The sequence below is a fragment of the Enterococcus sp. AZ149 genome, assembly GCF_051714285.1.
GTDB lineage: Bacteria > Bacillota > Bacilli > Lactobacillales > Enterococcaceae > Enterococcus_D > Enterococcus_D entomosocium.
On record NZ_JBIORO010000001.1, the window covers coordinates 1,946,432 to 1,965,718 of the forward strand.

General features: G+C 39.0%; 17 protein-coding genes. 5 read left to right on the top strand and 12 right to left on the bottom strand.

What is annotated here, in order from left to right; genetic code table 11:
• Positions 1–27: 27 nt before the first annotated feature.
• Positions 28–219 carry a hypothetical protein gene (locus IGI94_RS09135; protein WP_005235564.1) on the bottom strand — a complete coding sequence of 64 codons (192 nt, stop codon included), beginning with the start codon at positions 217–219 and terminating at the stop codon, positions 28–30.
• Between the two features lie 271 nt (positions 220–490).
• Between IGI94_RS09135 and IGI94_RS09140 the strand changes: the two genes are divergently transcribed.
• Positions 491–2,752 carry an ATP-dependent Clp protease ATP-binding subunit gene (locus IGI94_RS09140; protein WP_034872578.1) on the top strand — a complete coding sequence of 754 codons (2,262 nt, stop codon included), beginning with the start codon at positions 491–493 and terminating at the stop codon, positions 2,750–2,752.
• A gap of 151 nt (positions 2,753–2,903) precedes the next feature.
• Positions 2,904–3,215, top strand: a complete 312-nt coding sequence (locus IGI94_RS09145) for a DUF1827 family protein (RefSeq protein WP_008378223.1) — start codon at positions 2,904–2,906, stop codon at positions 3,213–3,215.
• A 161-nt stretch (positions 3,216–3,376) separates the two neighbouring features.
• Here IGI94_RS09145 and IGI94_RS09150 read toward each other — a convergent pair whose 3' ends face one another.
• Entirely contained in the window at positions 3,377–4,603 is a 1,227-nt protein-coding gene (locus IGI94_RS09150; RefSeq protein WP_438899653.1) for a helix-turn-helix domain-containing protein, read from the bottom strand.
• Positions 4,604–5,168: 565 nt separating this feature from the next.
• Positions 5,169–5,636: a hypothetical protein gene (locus tag IGI94_RS09155; RefSeq protein ID WP_086332436.1), complete on the bottom strand. Its 468-nt coding sequence runs from the start codon at positions 5,634–5,636 to the stop codon at positions 5,169–5,171.
• A 1,031-nt stretch (positions 5,637–6,667) separates the two neighbouring features.
• Here IGI94_RS09155 and IGI94_RS09160 point away from each other — a divergent pair.
• Together IGI94_RS09160 and IGI94_RS09165 are read left to right on the top strand one after the other, a co-directional pair.
• Positions 6,668–7,150 carry a hypothetical protein gene (locus IGI94_RS09160; RefSeq protein WP_118214898.1) on the top strand — a complete coding sequence of 161 codons (483 nt, stop codon included), beginning with the start codon at positions 6,668–6,670 and terminating at the stop codon, positions 7,148–7,150.
• A 19-nt stretch (positions 7,151–7,169) separates the two neighbouring features.
• The gene (locus tag IGI94_RS09165; protein WP_438899654.1) at positions 7,170–8,228 is read left to right on the top strand and encodes a WxL protein peptidoglycan domain-containing protein; all 1,059 of its coding nucleotides are present in this window, start codon (positions 7,170–7,172) and stop codon (positions 8,226–8,228) included.
• Positions 8,229–8,368: 140 nt separating this feature from the next.
• Here IGI94_RS09165 and IGI94_RS09170 read toward each other — a convergent pair whose 3' ends face one another.
• From IGI94_RS09170 to IGI94_RS09205, 8 genes are all read right to left on the bottom strand, one after another.
• The gene (locus tag IGI94_RS09170) at positions 8,369–9,139 is read right to left on the bottom strand and encodes a hypothetical protein (protein WP_144330604.1); all 771 of its coding nucleotides are present in this window, start codon (positions 9,137–9,139) and stop codon (positions 8,369–8,371) included.
• A 664-nt stretch (positions 9,140–9,803) separates the two neighbouring features.
• A complete protein-coding gene (locus tag IGI94_RS09175) occupies positions 9,804–11,384 on the bottom strand; it encodes a peptide chain release factor 3 (protein ID WP_008378231.1) in 1,581 nt (526 codons plus the stop codon).
• A 192-nt stretch (positions 11,385–11,576) separates the two neighbouring features.
• Positions 11,577–12,392 carry a MetQ/NlpA family ABC transporter substrate-binding protein gene (locus tag IGI94_RS09180; protein WP_016620418.1) on the bottom strand — a complete coding sequence of 272 codons (816 nt, stop codon included), beginning with the start codon at positions 12,390–12,392 and terminating at the stop codon, positions 11,577–11,579.
• 5 nt (positions 12,393–12,397) lie between these two features.
• The gene (locus tag IGI94_RS09185) at positions 12,398–13,066 is read right to left on the bottom strand and encodes a methionine ABC transporter permease (protein ID WP_005235530.1); all 669 of its coding nucleotides are present in this window, start codon (positions 13,064–13,066) and stop codon (positions 12,398–12,400) included.
• Positions 13,053–13,778 (bottom strand): methionine ABC transporter ATP-binding protein, encoded by a 726-nt coding sequence (locus IGI94_RS09190; RefSeq protein ID WP_101699142.1) that lies wholly within the window; start codon positions 13,776–13,778, stop codon positions 13,053–13,055. The genes IGI94_RS09185 and IGI94_RS09190 overlap by 14 nt, the downstream gene beginning before the upstream one ends.
• A 10-nt stretch (positions 13,779–13,788) precedes the next feature.
• Positions 13,789–14,805 carry a lipoate--protein ligase gene (locus tag IGI94_RS09195; protein ID WP_005235525.1) on the bottom strand — a complete coding sequence of 339 codons (1,017 nt, stop codon included), beginning with the start codon at positions 14,803–14,805 and terminating at the stop codon, positions 13,789–13,791.
• Between the two features lie 238 nt (positions 14,806–15,043).
• A complete protein-coding gene (locus tag IGI94_RS09200; RefSeq protein WP_005235523.1) occupies positions 15,044–16,420 on the bottom strand; it encodes a hemolysin family protein in 1,377 nt (458 codons plus the stop codon).
• Positions 16,421–16,532: 112 nt separating this feature from the next.
• Positions 16,533–17,648, bottom strand: coding sequence for an AI-2E family transporter (locus tag IGI94_RS09205; RefSeq protein ID WP_008378242.1), 1,116 nt, complete (start codon positions 17,646–17,648; stop codon positions 16,533–16,535).
• Between the two features lie 143 nt (positions 17,649–17,791).
• On the opposite strand from IGI94_RS09205, the gene IGI94_RS09210 reads away from it, so the two are divergent.
• Positions 17,792–18,235 carry a GNAT family N-acetyltransferase gene (locus tag IGI94_RS09210; protein WP_016612205.1) on the top strand — a complete coding sequence of 148 codons (444 nt, stop codon included), beginning with the start codon at positions 17,792–17,794 and terminating at the stop codon, positions 18,233–18,235.
• 57 nt (positions 18,236–18,292) lie between these two features.
• On the opposite strand, the gene IGI94_RS09215 is transcribed toward IGI94_RS09210, so the two are convergent.
• Positions 18,293–19,255 (bottom strand): N-acetylmuramoyl-L-alanine amidase, encoded by a 963-nt coding sequence (locus tag IGI94_RS09215; RefSeq protein WP_061054252.1) that lies wholly within the window; start codon positions 19,253–19,255, stop codon positions 18,293–18,295.
• Positions 19,256–19,287: the final 32 nt, after the last annotated feature.

Below are 19,287 nucleotides of genomic sequence, written 5' to 3' on the forward strand. Positions count from 1 at the left end.
CTTAAATAAACGATTGAAATAAATGTCCTATTTATTTTCTTGCACGTAACGGTAGATGATCTTCCCATTTAACCCCGCTTCTCCGACAAAAGAAGACCGGTCTTCCAACTGGAGCCAGACATCTCTAAACGCCAGAAATTCCGGCTGTTGGACAATCAATTCTTGGATCTCTCCATTGCGTAAACGTACTACTTCTGCAGCAAAATCTCTGTTCTCCAACGTCTATTCTCACCTCTTTCTTTCTATTATATAGGAATTACTTTTTATTTAAAAGACCGCTTCTATAAGTGAAATCGAAGGGAAAATTTTTAAAGGTAAAATTCTTGCAGTCTGACAAAAAGTTAGTATAATAGAATTATGGTCAGTAAAGGTCAATAACACATTACCTTGAAGGTGACCGTTACTTTGCCCACAGCCCCTTTTCTTTTACAAGCAATCAAATGCGCCGTAAAATAGGGTTGTTGGAACAAATATGAAAGGTCGTGAATCTATGCTTTGTCAAAATTGCGGCAAAAATGAAGCTTCAATTCATTTATATGCCAATGTCAACGGTCAAAGAAAACAACTCGATTATTGTCAAAGTTGTTACCAAAAATTAAAAGCACAATCTGGGAATGCTGCAGCTGCAATGGCGCAAGATCCTTTTGGATTTGGCAATCTTGATGATTTATTCCGTCAAATGTCTCGTCAAATGCAGCAAGGAAATACCCCTTATGAACAAACCCCACCGACACAAACTGGCGGTAACGGTTTTGTTGGCGGGCAACCACCACGCAATAACCAAGCACCTGCGGGTCTGCTGGGAGAATATGGCATCAATATCACTCAAATGGCTCGTGATGGTGAAGTCGATCCAGTGGTCGGTCGTGATTCAGAAATCAAACGCGTGATCGAGATCCTTAATCGCCGAACCAAAAATAATCCTGTATTGATTGGTGAACCTGGGGTTGGGAAAACTGCCGTCGTTGAAGGGTTAGCCCAAAAAATTGTTGATGGTGATGTGCCACAAAAATTGATGGAAAAAGAAGTTATTCGTTTGGACGTTGCGTCGCTTGTTCAAGGCACAGGTATTCGTGGCCAATTTGAAGAACGCATCCAAAAATTGATCGAAGAAATCAAGCAAGCGGAAAATGTGATCTTGTTTATCGATGAAGTCCATGAAATCGTTGGCGCTGGTGCAGCCGGCGACGGAAATATGGATGCTGGAAACATCTTAAAACCAGCTCTTGCCCGTGGAGAACTACAAATGGTCGGAGCAACGACGTTAAATGAATACCGCATTATCGAAAAAGACGCCGCTTTAGAACGGCGTTTGCAACCAGTACGTGTGGATGAACCTTCTGTGGAAGAAACCATTCGTATTTTAAAAGGCCTACAACCGCGTTATGAAGATTACCATCATGTGAAATATACGGATGAAGCGATCGCAGCTGCCGCTACCCTTTCTAACCGTTACATTCAAGATCGATTCTTGCCTGATAAAGCGATCGATCTGCTAGATGAAACAGGTTCGAAGAAAAACTTGACGATCCAAATCGTTGATCCAAAAACGATCGAAAAGAAATTACAAGAAGCGGAAGAACAAAAACAAGCTGCCTCTCGAGAAGAAGATTTTGAAAAAGCTGCTTACTATCGCGATCAAATCAACAAGCTTCAAAAAATGAAAGAACGTCAAATCAGCGAAGAAGAAACGCCTGTCATCACCGAAAAAGACATGGAACAAATCGTTGAAGAACGGACAAATATCCCTGTTGGGGAATTAAAAGAAAAAGAACAAACCCAGTTGAGGAATCTTGCGGATGACTTGAAAGCTAAAGTTATTGGTCAAGACGAAGCAATCGACAAAGTTGCAAAAGCGATCCGCAGAAATCGGGTCGGTTTAGGCAAACAAAACCGTCCGATCGGCTCTTTCCTATTCGTCGGTCCAACCGGTGTCGGGAAAACCGAATTAGCAAAACAATTAGCTTATGAAATGTTTGGTTCTGAAGAATCAATGATTCGTTTCGACATGTCAGAATACATGGAGAAACACAGTGTATCCAAATTGATTGGTTCTCCTCCAGGCTATGTTGGCTATGAAGAAGCAGGTCAATTGACTGAAAAAGTTCGTCGGAATCCTTACAGCTTGATTCTATTAGATGAAGTAGAAAAAGCCCATCCTGATGTATTGCATATGTTCTTGCAAATTCTCGATGATGGTCGTTTGACCGATGCTCAAGGACGTACCGTCAGCTTTAAGGACACCTTGATCATCATGACAAGTAATGCCGGAACCGGCAAAGTTGAAGCTAACGTTGGCTTCGGTGCGGCGCGTGAAGGTATCACTCGTTCCGTTTTGAATCAATTGAATAATTACTTTACACCAGAGTTTCTCAACCGCTTTGACGGCATCATCGAATTTAAAGCTTTAAGCAAGGAAAACTTGTTATCGATCGTGTCTCTCATGCTGCATGAAGTCAATCAAACCCTTAGCCAACAAAAACTGCATATCGACGTTCCACAAGACGTGCAAGAAAAATTGGTGGATCTTGGTTACAGTGCAACGATGGGGGCTCGCCCATTGCGTAGAACCATCCAAGATCAAATCGAAGACGGCATTGCAGAATTTTATCTTGAGCATCCACAAGTACATCAACTAAAAGCACAATTAGAAGATGCAGATAAAATCATTGTGACCTCCGCTGAGTCCCCTGCACCTCTTGAAGAAGCCAATCCGGCTTCTGAAGAAGAAGCATCGGAAACTAACGAGTAACAAGCTGCCAAAACGTGTAACGAAACGTTTCCTTTGCCAGACAACCATGTTTTGCCAAAAAATTGGGTAATTCCGAGTTGTCTGGCTTTTCTTTTGAAAAAAAACGCCCTATAATGTTATTAATAAATACATAGAATGTGAGGTGAGTCTGGTGAAATTAATCAATGTTACGAACAGCCATTCTCGACTAGTATTGAATCAACTTGAAAATACCGACGCGGAACTTGTAAAGGTTTACACAGCCGGAGATACAACCGTGATCTTTACCTCAGCGCCGAACCACAATGAAATTTTGCTGATCAATAAAAAAAGAACTATTCGCCCGACGGAAGTTGAAGAAATCAAAAATTACTTCTTGAAAAAATTACCTGATGGCTCTTATGATCCTGCAACGATCTCTGTGATCCAAATGCCCGAAGTGGTGGAAATCTCCATCAAAAAAACGTTATCCTCATCACGTTAACTTTGCCTGATCACGGGTTTAAAAAATATCTATAAAAGGTGACTGTCGCAGCCCTCTTTTATAGATATCTTTTTTTGTCTTCTCTCTTCCTTCTATTGGTTAGTACTTCGACCAACGATACCTGATGTTCAAGTAAAAAAAGAGAGCCATACGCTCTCTTTTCAAGTATATTTATTAGAAATCATCGACTGGATCATCACATTTAGATTGTGCCAATCCTTGGTACTATGAACATTGCCAAAAAATGTGAATTTCTGCGACTCATTATGGATTAGCACGCCATCAGAAACCAATATATCTGAGTCTCCTAAATTCGAACTAAAGTGAATCACATTTTCATTGTAAATTTTCAACAGTTTGTTTTTAATGACCGGAATATATTCTGGATGGTTCAAAAGAGAAATACCAATGCGAATCGGTTCCTCTTCCTGGATAGGTAAATAAGACGCTGTGATCTGAGCGATTTTCCTTAAGAAGAGGGCTTCTTTTTCTATTACAAACGAATGGCGCTGCAAGGCAGCTGCAATCAGCTCTTCCACCTCTAATACTCGTTCGTTCGTAGAGGACAAATCTTCAGTAGACACAAAACTATCCAAAAAGAGATGAAGACAGCCCCATGTATTCATCACTAATTCATAGGTAATGAATTCTTCGATCTCTTTAGAAAGATTATACTTTTGCGACAAGACAGCTACAACATCGGCAGAAATTTCGACCAGCGGATTTCCTAAAAGATTTCTCAGCTTTTGGCCCAAAAGTAGTTTTTCTTGATCCGAGATCGTTTCAGGTATGAAAAGAAAAACCCAGAAATGATAAAAAATCTGTTCTTTCTCAATATCTTGCTGACTTCTGATCGGCAGCAGCTTGATCACTTGCTTTTCCCCATCTAGTTGCTTGATTTGCTCATAAATAGTGATGGAAGCATCGTCTAACTCATTGACAATATAGCCTCTCAACACCGCATTTTCAATGATTGAAAACATAATGTCGTGCTTCACTTTTGTGGTTTTTAACGGCTCATATTCTTTAGCTGCTAATTCAACGCTGGCACGGGTTCGCTGATTGATGTATACATTACAAGCCATGATCTCAACTAAATAATGGTACATCCTCACACACGGCTCTGCCCCTGTCAAATCAATGGAATCTGTATTGTTATTGATAGTAATCGGAACATTTTGGATAACCAGCATTTTCTTAAGATAGCTGATCAATTTATAACAATAAGAAATACTAAAAATCAATTCTTCCGAGATGTCCACCATACGGGTCTTTCTTTTTCTTAACAAATAGGATAATAGACGATAATAAGGAGATTCTAAGAAATATTTTTTCTTTAGATTCACAAAAATATGCAGACTTTGTTCTTCATTTAATTCTCGTGACAAATAAACAGTTCTCTTTTTCAGCAAAAAAATTGACTCGTCAAAAGTCGTAAACTCTCTCATATCTTCGGCGATTTCATTGATCAATATTTTCACCTGATACAAAGATTTGTTTGTCGTTTCACATATTTTATCTAGAGACAGCTGCTTCTCCAAAATGATATTTCTAACAACAGTTAATTTATCTACCTGTTTTTTGGTTAAATAAAACCTATACAATTTTTCTATATACTCCAAAATTTTTTACCCGCCTTATTTAAAAAGTATCCCAGTATCCAATTATAGTAAAATAAACTTAAATTTAAGCCTCTTTTTTCATTAAACGGACAATTTTAATAAAAAATTCAGAAAAATCCCCTCTTCTTTAAAACAGTACGGGTGAGAAAAACTTGTGAAACGATTCTTATTTTTTGTAACAAAAAGTGTTGGAAACCCTGAAAAAGAACCTGTGAATTAGCTGTTTCCATAAACTTAGAAAAAATTCGTATTCTTTCATTGATTGGTAAGTGACTTGGAGAGTAAAATCATTTTCTAGCTGGACAAACTTCTTTGAGGAATCAAGTTCATTTCAAAGAGCTTGTAATAAAATATCTTCTCTTTTTAGCCAGCAATCTTTGTATTCATAAATGTTGATGATCGACAATTCATCACTCACTTGATTGATTGACCGCATGATTTCTTCATCATCCGAATCAACATTGCCAATGACATGCAAATCATAATGAACACCAGATTTATCCACGCACTCAACGATATAGCTGATCACATCTCCCCAAAAATGTTCCAATCGATGAGTGCCGCCTGCTTTTTCTAACCTTGAACGTTCAGCGATACACAAAACGTTTTTCGAAGAGTATTGCAAGATGTTGATTTCCCCTAGTGATTGTGCTAAATAGTCAAGAACCGATTGGCGATCATCTTCTTGATCCACAATTAAATTTCTCTCTAAAATCGTATTCGTCTTGTTGCTGAAAAAGCGCACAGTCAACATGGTAGCATTCTTTTGTCGACTGAAATTTATTCTGGTTTGCAGCATTTTGATTCACTCCTTAAAAGAACTTTGATCCTCTGCTATTAAGGATATAGTAAGAACCAGCCGATTTTTATCGTCTTTTTTTCAAAAAAACTACAAATAAAATAATCATTGTTCCTCATTTTTCTTTCTACTGACTTAAAGACCTGTTAATTAGAAACGAGTAGCAACTTCATAAAAATAAAAGAGACAAAAAAACTCTAAGGTTTCTTCAAAGAGTCTTATTGTATATTCTCCTAATATTATGAATCCTACTAAAATCTAGTATTAATGAGATAGTGATTCTAAACAGCTAATTTTTTTGAGATATTTTTAAAATGAAACAAGTACGGATTTATAATTTTAAGCTTGAAGCAACCTTTAATATCTCTGTCCCGTTAAGGTAGAAGATTTGTAGGTACAGATTACAAATTGAATAAAAACATTAATTGATAATTTTCAAATCTATGACTTTGATTACCTATTCAATAGAAATGCATAAATAGAACAATACGTTCAATCCCCACCTATGCAATAGTTCATACTCGTAAAACCACTTCTATAAATAGTATCTTAAAAATGATAGCAGATTGTATTCTACTGAATTGCAGATGTTCACGAAAGAAATAACAGATAAGAATCTTCAGAACTGATTCCCCTGACAGCGACTGATTCAGAGCAAATTCTCAGAGACTACGAATAACAATATAATTACTTTGCTAGGTCGAATCCTAGTTGGAACGACAATTCTTTCAACTCTGAGAAGATCTTGACTTAAAATATTAGCCAAATTGTAACATTGCAACAAAATTATTTTCATATAAATCATTACCGCACGGACAATTGCTACACAGAAAGATATGTTGACTTGATAATCAACATCACTGGACTACTAGAAAATTTGATTAAATTATTTTATAAAAAATCAGATTAATAAAATACTTTCTACTTTTTCATTAAAAATAGCGCAAAAACGGATAATAACTTAATACATCATCATTGTATACTTTATTTAAGCAGTAAATCATCTGCAAAAATTAAAGTGAGGTTTTATTATGAAAAAAGTTATTTTGGGTACTACATTGGCAACATCTTTACTACTAGTAGGAGGAATCACTGCGACAGCAGATGTTGCTATGCCAGAGGTTCCCTCTGTTCCATTTGCTGTTACTATAACAGAAGGAACATCTAGTTTTGCATTTAATGATATGAATTTAAACGAAACGTTCGAAATAAGTCCAGCATTATTTGTCAACGGAACAATGACAGGAACTATTGAAAACGTTGGCGGAACATTAACAAACTTAACTCGTTCAGTTAATAAAGTTACAATTACAGTTTCTTCTGATTCTGAAGGAATCGTTATCACCGAAAATGGTGATGTTGCCGTTGAAGCAGAAGCTATTTCCCAATCAGTAGCTACCAGCGTAGATACAACTTTCACATTCAATCGTCAAACTGCTTTACTAGATGGCACACCCACTATCACAGTTACTGCATCAGATACTACTGACTCAGACAATGGCCAAGACCTTTAATTCTTAAAAAGGATAACATATGGATAAAATATCAAAACACAGATACTCCTTTCTAAGAGTTTCTGTGTTCTTCCTCATATTGACAATAATCGCAAATATAAATATAAGTATTGCAACAGCGAATGAGACAACGAATACTTTAAAACTATCGCTTAGCGATACCGAATATGAAACATCAAGAAATACTATTACTCTTCCTTCTGATGTTGATAAAAAGTATACATTTGACATTAAATTGGAAAACATCGGAGCTGGTGATTCATCAATAGTGGTCACTCCCTTTGCTTCAACTGCTATTTCAAGAGAATCCTCTATTTTGTACACTTCGAATACAGAGAACCTTCTCGATGATAAATACGACTTTTCAAATTATGTTACTATCGCTTCAGATGCTATAGACAAAGAGAATCAAATAGAAATTGCCCCTAATGAATCTGTTGGTGTCAGCATTACCATAAATGTTCCAGACGACATAGAGCTTGAAGGTACTGTAATGGGTGGAATTAATTTCAAGCAAATATTAGGTGTTCAAACAGCTGAAGATTCTATTAGTATTGCGTCTGCCTACGAGTCTATCATTTTTATCAACTTAATTTTTAGCAAATATGAGGATATTCAAGATATTATTTATCAAGATTTCTCATTTGTTGCTCTTCAGGACACGGTAAACCTACAATTTTATGCCCTCAACTATAATCCTATTTTAGGCAACTTAAACAATGCGCTCTACGAACTAATAAACCCAAATGGAGAAACAATTGCCTCTGGAGAGTTAGCAGATTCCGTTCTTTTAACGCCGTTAACCAAATCAAGAATGCAGATTCCTTTAATAGACGATAGTGAGCTTATTGAAGGCGAATACCGTTTAACAATAGAAACAACTAGAAAAGCGATCACCACTACTTTTTCTTATGAGAAAGAGGACTTGGATAACTTCAAAAAAGAGAACCGTCCAACGAACGCCGCCAACGTTCAGACAAATAATCAAATCCTTATCTGGATCATCTTTGTTCTCATTGCAGCGCTGGCAGCTGCAGTCATCTACATTTTAAAATCAAAAAGAAAAAGAGAGGGCTAGTTCCTCTCTTTTGTTCTGCTTCTACTTATTCCATTGGTCATCAATTATTGAGAGATTCCTTTTTAAAGAAATGTTGCGTATCTTCTCTCCATGGTTTCCTCTTTAGGAAGAAATAGAAGAAGTGAGACAAGAAAAACCGCTCATATCAAATAAGCGGTTTTTCCTAATATAAATCTAAACATATTTTTTTCAATGATCACTTCTTTTGAAAAAAATGTTGCTGTCTCACATTGGCTTTTCTTCCCTAAAAAAAACTCAGTACCAGCCTCATCCTCAACATCACTGATTGAATCTTCTAGTTTGGTAGAATCCTTATCAAGCGAGTCTTCTTCCAAGTTTGCTTGCTCGTCGTAAATAGATTCTGCTTCTTCCTTTTGGCTCTCAGAATCATCTTCGATGCCATTGTCTTCTTGCTTTTCATCGTCTTGGTCTTCAGTCATTAAGTTCTCATCCGATATCTCTTCTTTTTCCTCATCCGTCTGATTCATTTTTATATCTTTCGTAAAGGTCTCTGAATCATCAATTGCTGTAAAAGTGACTGATAGGTAGTACTCAGAGTTGGAATCAAGATATTCCTTTATGTTCAATGTTGCAGCTACGTTAAGAATCATTGATGCTTCATCAGTATCCTCAATCTGAATGATTTTCTCTTCCGAACCGTTCACGCTGTTTAGTTCTGCTGAAAATGCCTTCCCGACAGCTGTGATCTCTACGCCAAAAGCACCTTCACTGCCGTTGCTATCGACGGTCAACTGAAGATCTTGTGTGGTTTTCAACAAATAATAGTGTTCGTCATTAAAGTCAATCGTGTTCAAATCAAAAATCAACGTTTCGGAAACCTCATCAGCCGCAGCCTCTACTGTTGGAAAGAAAAATATCGCCGAAAATATGAATAACAAACTTTTTAGCACTACATGGTCCCCTTTCTTCTTTCAGAAATCACTTTTATTTAACAAATAATCATTCGCTTTAGCAAAATCGATCTATAGATAACTAGTAGACTAGCAATGAGACTAATTCATTTTGGATTTATGAAGCCATGGTTCACCAACGGAAAACTTAAGCCATCTGTTAGCAGTGCTTCAAATGAAGTTTTAAGGGCTATAACCGAATCATGCTCAGATAAAGAAAGTTTAGTCTTCACTAGTAGCATCTGACAAAAAGAACTTGTCCCTCGATCAAATGATTAAATGACCTCTATCACTGGCAATCTATTCTCTGCTTTCCCTCTACTTTCAAACAAGTGAAAATTTCCTGAATCACCAAATGTGCCTATGATATTTTTCTATTCATTTCAAGTGCACTTCCTTGCGGTCATCTTTAATACTACGCTCTTTTTCCAACTCTTTTTATCTTCTTTTAAAAGAATGTTTATAAATTAGGATAATTGTCTGATCATTGGACCATTGCCCCAATCACACAGCCTTCTTTCTGTATCAAAAGCACGTTTTCAGCAAAAAAAGCCCCTTCTTATCCATTTTGATAAGAAAGGACTTTCTACGATCGTTCAATTCAAAAAGATCAGCCTTACGTACAGAGTTGCGCATACCTAGACAGGCTCGCGGGAAACGGCTCTTACATCAAGCTCTTCAATTCGACATCTGGGTACTTATCTGCGAACCAACGCATCGCAAATTGATTCTCAAACAAGAACAATGGCTGGTCGAAACGGTCTTTCGCTAAAATGTTACGACTGGAGCTCATACGCTCATCCAAGTCTTTCGGATCGATCCAACGGGCGATCTTGTGGCCCATTGGGGTCATGATGACTTCCGCATTGTACTCATTCATCATGCGATATTGGAAAACTTCAAATTGCAGTTGCCCGACAGCACCGATGATATACTCATCACTAAGATACGTCTTGTACAACTGGATAGCCCCTTCTTGGACCAACTGATAGATTCCTTTATGGAAAGATTTTTGCTTCATCACATTTTTCGCAGTAACTTTCATAAAGAGTTCCGGAGTAAACGATGGCAGCTCTTCGTAAGCAACTTTTAGTTTTCCTTCATAAATCGTGTCACCGATTTGATAATTCCCCGTGTCATAGACACCAATGATATCTCCGGCGACAGCTTCTTCAATATTTTCACGGGTATCAGCCATAAATTGAGTCACATTACTGAGTTTCATTTTTTTGCCAGTACGTTCTAAAGTAACGTCCATGCCTCGTTCAAAGGTTCCTGAACAAATGCGGACAAAGGCGATCCGGTCACGATGGGCAGGATTCATGTTTGCTTGGATCTTGAATACAAACCCAGACATTTCTGGTTCATAAGGACTGACTTCCTCACCAGCTAGTGTTTTATGTCCGTAAGGTGCTGGTGCAAAAGTCAAGAAGGTTTCTAAAAAGGTCTGTACGCCAAAATTTGTGAGAGCAGAACCAAAGAATACAGGGGTTTGATCGCCCCGAGCGATTTTTTCTGTATCAAAGGCGTCGCCAGCTTCTTGCAGCAATTCCACTTCTTCTAAAACTTGTTGGAACAGCCCATCTTCGGCAAATGGATGATCTGCTGGGAATTGACCATTTTCATCTAGGGCAACTAAACGTTCCCCACCGTGATTGTCAGGACGGTAAAATTCGACCCGTTGGTTGTGGATATCATACAGTCCTTCCAAGCCTTTCCCCATGCCGATCGGCCAATTCATTGGAAATGATTCGATCTCTAAAAGATCTTCTAGTTCTTCTAATAATTCTAATGGTTCGCGGCCATCACGGTCGAGTTTATTGATAAAAGTAAAAATCGGAATACCACGTTTTTTAACGACCTGGAAGAGTTTTTTCGTTTGTGCTTCGATCCCTTTTGCGCTATCGATCACCATGACAGCACTATCCACCGCCATCAAGGTACGGTAGGTATCTTCAGAAAAGTCCTCATGTCCAGGGGTATCTAAAATATTGACCCGTTTGCCTTGGTAATCAAACTGCATAACGGAACTGGTAACGGAGATCCCCCGTTGTTTTTCGATTTCCATCCAGTCGGACTTTGCGAAATTACCAGTCTTTTTCCCTTTGACCGTACCAGCTTGGCGAATCGCGCCACCGAATAATAATAATTGTTCTGTAATGGTTGTTTTCCCCGCATCCGGATGGGAAATAATCGCAAAGGTACGGCGACTATCGACTTGTTGTTTTAATTTTGGATTATCCATTGATTCTATTGCTCCATTTCTTGTATTTACAATGCGAACAGTGTCTATTTTAGACTGTCGCTAGTTTTCTGACCAAATCAGTATATCATGGATAAGGGTGATAAAAAAGCAAAAAAAGACAAGAAACCCCTTTGACTACTCTCTTTTAGAGAGTTAGGCAAAGGGCGCTCCTTCCATTTTGATAGAAATAAATTAAAATGCTGGCAATAAGGTATCGCTATGCTCGTTTTCTAAAAACTCACGAACTTTATCGCTAGTCATGGCACGGCGCAATACAGCGATTTTTTCAGAATCTTGATTGTCTTCTCGAGCAACCAATGAGATAGCAAAGCGATCATCGATGGTCTTTTCTAAGAAAAGGGCATCTGCTGGTTTCAAACCGATTTTCGCGATATAGGTTGGGTAATTGTATACCAAAGATACGTTTGGTTCATCATAGGCTTCCGCAAGATTCAGTAAATCGACAGATAACCACTCAAAATTTTTCGGATTTTCGGTAACGTCTTTAAGTGTTCCATTGACACCAACGCCTTCTTTAAGGGTGATCAATCCTTCTTCTGCTAAAATCGCTAACGCTCGACCTTCATTGGACACATCATTTGGCAATGCGACTTTCGTTCCTTCTGGAATATCATTGATATTCGTATACTCTTTGGAATAAAAACCGACTTTTGCGTTGTAGATTTTATCTAGTGCCACTAGGTTTGCATCTTTTTCTTCATTATACATTTGCATATATGGTTCATGTTGCGCAAAGTTAGCATCGACCTCGTCATTATTCAGCAACTCATTATACTGGATATTGTCATTGACTTGGACCAATTGGATTTCCCAGCCATCTTCCACTGCTTCAGCTGCAACCTTTACGACATCGGTCATTGGCGTCGTTTGCGAAGCGACCTTGATGATTTTCTCTTCGCTCGCTTCATCAGAACCTGTACCGCAAGCCCCCAATACACCTAATGCCAATACACTCAATCCTAAAACAAATCCTTTTTTCACTTTCATTCCTCCTATTTTCGTTTATCAAGTTTTCTTGCTGCTTGATTGCCAATCCCTTGCAGGATAAAGACCAAAAGAATCATGATGATAATTGCAAAATACATCACGCCATACTCATAACGCTGGTACCCATAACGGATCGCAAAATCGCCGATACCGCCGCCACCAACGATCCCCATCACCGTCGAATAAGAAACCATGCTGACTGCTGTCGTCGTTAAAGATAAAATCAAGCCGCTTCTAGCTTCCACTAGTAAAAACGACCAAACATACTGCCATTGACTGACACCAAGAGATTTCGCCAAATAAGAAACTTCTTCTGGAACATCCAACAGCACTTGCTCCGTCAAACGAGCAAAAATACTCATAGCAACGATGCTCAAAGGAAAACTGGCGGGAATCGGTCCAAATGAGCTGCCTAAAAGCATCCGCGTCAACGGGATCAACGCTACAACAAATAATAAAAAAGGAAACGAGCGGATGATCGTCACAATGAGATTCAAACACTCATAAAGAAATGAGATTTTTTTCCCTCGGCTGCGACTGAGAAAAAGCCAGACACCTAACGGTAGACCTAAGACAATGGCTGCGAGCATCGAAATGCCCATCATGATCGCTGTTTCTTTCAAAGATTGCAGCAATTCAGGCAGATAATACAAAATACTCTCACTGATCGTCATGCAGCAGACTCCTCTCCACTTTGTTCACATAAGAGCTTTCAATGCGGACGATTGGTTGTGGCTGATTGGCAAACTCCGCCTCAAAGACGGCGTCCTCCAATACAAACACACGTTGACAAATTTGTCGGACGGCCGATAGCTCATGACTGACAAAGACGACAGCTGGTTGAAACGTCTGTTGAACTTTTTGCAGCAAAGCAAGAACATCGGCTTTCGTATCTTCGTCCAGCGCACTAGTGGGCTCGTCACACAGCAAGATTTTTGGCTCACGGATCAAAGCCCGTGCAATAGCCACTCGTTGTTTCTCTCCGCCGCTTAACTTGGCCGGATAGATGTGGGCCTTATCTTCCATGCCAACAAACGAAAGCATCTCAAGTACCATATCTGCTGACTTTCCCATTAACTTCAAGGGCAAATAGACATTTTCGAAAACGGTTCGATTGTGTAACAGATTGTAATTTTGAAAAATCATGCCGATTTCTTGTTGTGCACGTAGCAGATGCTTTTTATTCGATGTATCGATTTTTTTGCCATCAAAAAGTAATTCCCCGCTGTCTGGGGTTTCAATCAAGTTTAAAAGCCGCAACAACGTCGATTTTCCTGAGCCGCTTTTGCCGACGACCCCAACGATTTCTCCTGCCTGAACAGAAAAAGACAAACCATCGAGAACCTTTCGATCGTAACGCTTTGTGAGATTGATCGCTTCTAACATCTTTTTCCTCCTAATCAAACAGCAATGCTAAAAATTCAGAAGCGGTCATCTGATGGATAAACTGATCGATGGCGATTCCCTCTAGCAAGCGGCTAATGGTGCTTTTTTCAAAATCAATACCTTGCAACATCGCTTCAAGTTCACTGATCTCTTTTTGTCCAAAAAAATCACCGGTAATTTGAATCGCTGCAATCTTGCCTTTGTTGACAGTAAAATCGACTTCAACAATCCCAACCTGCTCAAACCGCTTTCTTTTTTGCCATTCGAAAGCAGGCGCTTCATTAAAAATCCACTCATTATTGGCATATCGTTCTTCAAACAGTGTTTGGATCGCTTGTCGATCGGTTTCCGTTAAGACGATCTCTTGCTCACTGATTTCATCAATCGATTCTACTTCATAGATTCGGCAAAGGAGTGTATCTCGAAATTCCTTGGTATCCATTGATTGGTATTGCTCTGCCAAAAAGGGCTTGATATTCGTCACACTTTTCCGAACTGATTTCGTGGCTTTAGAAGCAATTTTTTCTTGGGCAACATGTAGAACTTTCGTCAATTCTTCTAAATCCACATCATACATCAATGTGCCGTGGGAATACGTCCGGCCTTTTTTTGTATACATCGCATTGCCAGAAAACTTTTTCCCATCAATGAACAGATCATTACGGCCATGTACTTCAACATCCTTGGCTCCCATTGCCGCTAAGCCTTTCATGATAGGTTGTGTTGCACTTTGATAGTCACCAAAGCTCGTGGCATCTTTTTTGGTGACAAAACTAAAACTCATATTGCCTAGATCGTCATAAACCGCTCCACCACCAGACGTTCTGCGAGTCAAAACGATCTTACGGCTTCTTAGATAGTCAAAATCAATCTCTTGATACGCATTTTGATTTCTGCCGATTATAACACATGGTTTTTGTATGTATAACAGAAGACAAGGCTCCGAAACATCTACGTTATTCATCAAATACTCTTCAGTCGCCAAATTGTAACGGATATCTTCACTAAGCATACGGTAAAATTTCATTTCAAGCCCCTCATTCTCATTATATTTCTATGGATATTCTCGCTTTTCTTACGGAAAATTGCAATCAAACTGCTTAACGATAAGATACACGTGTTTTTTTATCTGTTTTTAAACTGTATTATTCAATAAATTTATCGTAACCGTTTCTTCCATACAAATCAAGGGGAATACGTAAAAAAACGGACAAAAAAGACCAAAGCAACTGCCTTGGTCTTTCTCATTTCATTTATACGGAACTTTAACGGCGAGGCTCATCTTCCTCAAAATCTTTACGGAAATAGCGCCGCTCTTCCTCTGGTTCCACTTCCCCTTCTTCTGGGTCGTGGAAAATCACCCGGATCTTCAAGACGCGTGATCCTTCCATTTCTTCAGAGATCAGCTTCACATTGTCCACTTCGAAGGATAGTTTTTCTCCTTCATCAGGGATTAATCCTAAAGCAGTGATCAAATATCCTGCCATCGTATCCACATCACTCATATGCAAGCTCATGTTGAAGGCTTCATTAAAATCATCGATCAACATGCGTCCTTGGATGACATATTCTTTATCAGAGATTTTTTCATAAAGCTCTTCGACTTCATCTGATTCATCATCGATCTCGCCGACGATTTCTTCTAGCAAGTCTTCTAGTGTAACCAACCCAACGACGCCGCCATATTCATCAAGCAAAATCGCCATTTGGTTTTGGGTTTTCTTTAATTCATAAAGCAAATCATCGATAAAGACCGTTTCTGGCACAAACAATGGTTCCTGCAGGATTTGTTTGATGTCCATCGTATCAAAGCCGTATTTGTACGCACATTTCAAAAGATTTTTGGTATGTAGAATCCCTACGACTTTGTCTTTATCTTCATTATATACAGGAATACGAGAATAATTTTCTGCTAAAATTTCAGTCAAAATTTCTTCTACTGAGTCATTGATGTCCACCATAAAGGCTGAGGTTCTAGGAACCATGACTTCCCGGGCGACTTTCGTGTCTAATGAAAAGATCCCTTGCAGCATCTCTAATTCATCTTCTTCAAAGACCCCTTCTGTTTCCAACATATACCGCATTTCATCACGGGTCATCTTCGTGTCTTCATCGTCAAATTCCATTGGAGTGATGCGCGCCAATAAACTTGTCGAAGCAGATAAGAACCAGACGAAAGGTTTTGCAATAATCCCGATCGTTCGAATGACACCAGAAGTGAACTGGGCAACTTCTTCTGATTTGTTCATGGCGATCCGTTTTGGATACAACTCACCAAAAACGATCGACACATACGTCAAGATCGCTAAAACAATAATGTTCGCTAAGCTTTTAGCCGCCGTCCCTCCACCTAATAAAGGTGCCAAACGGGTCGACAAGGTATCTGCCAGAGATGCCCCAGATAAAATATTCACCAAGGTAATCCCAACTTGGATCGTTGACAAGAAATTTGTTGGATTATCAATGATTTTCAATAATTTTTGTGATTTGACATTTCCTTCTTCCGCTTTTTGCTCCACACGGTTTTTGTTAACTGAGACAACTGCGATCTCAGAGGCCGCTAGAAAAGCGTTGATCAATGTCAAAACGATCAATAATAAAATTTGCGCTAGAAGCGACTGACTCTCGGGGTCAGCATTCATAATAGCATTCTCTCCTTATTTTTTCATTTTCTAAAAAAAATCGTGGGCTTAGCCCACGATAAAATCCTATCACAAAGTTTTTTTCTTTGCAATAAAAAACACCAGTCATTGATTATTCGATCAACCGTTCCTGATTTTTCTTGATTTTGTCGTCTTTGATCAGGCGAACAATAAAGACGACGATCGTTCGGCAAATCGCATAAAATGGCACACCTAGGAAAATCCCCAGCAAGCCAGCTAGATTTCCAGCAACTAATAAGACCAAAATGATCGTTAACGGATGGATCGCCAATGATTTTCCGATTACATTCGGGTAAATAACATTTCCGTCTAATTGTTGGACGACCAGAACCACGATACAGCATAATAATGCGCGAAATGGTTCATCAAAGACCGTCACTAACACCGCCGGAATCAAACCAAGATATGGGCCTAAATAAGGGATCAAGTTTGTGACGCCTGCAATTACCCCAAAAAGAAAGGCATAGTTAACGCCGATCATCCAGTAACCAATAAACGTGAAGGTAGCGACAAAAATACATTCGATCGCTTGCCCACTAATGTAATTGGATAATGTCTTGTTTAAGTCACCTAGCAACCCAACAATCTGATCTCGTCTTCTTTCTGGAAAGACAGTTTTCAGATTAGGAACTAGCTTTTCTCCATCCTTCAACATGTAAAAAAGGATGAATGGTACTGTAACGATGATCATCGTCGCGGAAGCAATCGTACTGACGATCGATCCTAAGCTAGTGGATAACCCACTAAGAAACTGCTGCAGCAAAGAACCATAAGAAAGATTTAGGTTTTCTAACTGCTGCGCGATATCGATTTGTTTGAAAAATGGATCATCTGCGATTCTTGAGATCCAACTTTCCATATTTTTGGCAAATGTTGGAATATTTTCCGCCAATGAAGTAATCTGACTCACTAGATTAGGAATAACGCTGACGAAAATCAAGATGATTGCTGCTACTAATAACAACAGAACCAATATGACAGCAAACAGTCGTTTTATTTTTGTGGTTTTCATCAAAAATAAGACGATTGGATTTAGCAGGTAATACAGAAAGCCAGCAATCAATACTGGTGCAAATAAAGTAGAAAAAAACGTGCCAATCGGTGCAAATAGAAAATTGACTTTACTTAACACAAACACGAGTGTCACTAAAACCAATGCTTCCAATGACCAAAAGAACAGTTTTGATTGTTTGAATTTGTCGAACAAAAGATTCCCTCCCTTTTTTATAACATTATAGATGATTTTGAAAAAAAAAGCTTGCGACTTTAGCCGCAAACAAAAAAAAATTGTAAAAAAAGTGGTATACTATTAAAAATAACGGAGAAATCTTAGCTGAGGTGAATTTTTTTATGCATATTGCACAAACAAAAGATACGCTGAGTGACATTTATTTGGCGTCATTGAAAATACGAAATCAAGTATTCGTGAAAGAGCAAGGTGTTCCATTAGCATTGGAAGTAGATGAAAATGAAGCATTGGCAGTCCACTTTGTCTTATATGACGACGATAATGAAGCAGTCGCAACCTTGCGTTTCTTACCTATCTCTGATCATGAAGTGAAGTTGCAGCGAATGGCGGTCCCCGCTGCTCATCGAGGTTCAGGTTATGGCAGACAACTGATCGAAGGTGCGGAAGCCTTCATTCAAAAACAAGGAATCAAAAAAGTCACTTTAGGGGCACAAATAACCGCCAAAGAGTTTTACTTGAAGTTAGGCTATCAGCCTGAAGGCGATGTCTTTTTAGACGCAGATATGCCCCATATCAAAATGAGCAAAATCTTTAACGAGAAGTGATTCCTTAAAACAGCGACCACAAAACAGATCCTTCCTCTGATTTGTAGTCGCCGTTTTTTATTCCTCTGCTTCAACGATCTCTTCAATCGCTGTCAGCAACGCTTGCGCCACCCTTTGATCATACCCTTCCCTTGTAATCATTGCCAAATCATTGTCACTGTTCAAATAGCCTAACTCCAATAATACTGCTGGAAGATATTGTTCTCGCAACACATAATAGTTACCAAAACGAGTGCCGTTGGAACTCAATGCCACTGAAGAACTCAAATTGGCAGTGATCGTTTCTGCCATCTCTTTTGCCCCAGTATAGTAATAGTAAGTTGTCAGTCCTTGATTGCTGTTTGGTATTTCTGAATTATCGTAATGAATACTGATAAATAAATCTGGTTCTTCTGAAAGCGAAGCAGCGGTGATATCAGACAGCGAGAGATAACGATCTTCAGTGCGTGTATAACTGACTTGAATACCTGCTTCTGTCAACACTTCGCCGATCGTTTGGACCGTTGCTAGCGTCAAGTCTTTTTCCAAGATCGTTTGATCCGTTGACAGTGCCCCAGAATCTTCGCCGCCGTGACCTGCATCAAGGACGACTTTAAAGTTCGATAGATCTTTTGGGATTGCCGAAAGCGCGACTTCTTGAATCGATGCTGATTGCTTTTCAATATAACCAGTTACCCCATCGTCTGTTTGAATTTCAACCATGTCTTCTGTTTGACTGATGAAGGTTGCCCAACTTCCCCGATGGATTTTCCCAATGACTGTCTCTTGACTTGTTGACTGATAAATCGGTACATAATCGTTCTCACTTTCAATCGCTGCATCGTATTCTGAGGGATCTACATAAATTTGAACCATACTGGCAGTCTGAGCGGTCTCTTCAGTTTGAGCGTTAAGCTCAGTTTGAGAAGTACTTTCTTGACTCTCCTCACGAGCGGATTGGTCGTTTCTCAACACAGCAAACCCCGCTGCAAAAAGCAGAATCATGGTGGTCCCGATAACAAGCTTCCCTTTTTTCTTCATGTGCTTCCCCCACTAATTTTCTTGGTCTCTCT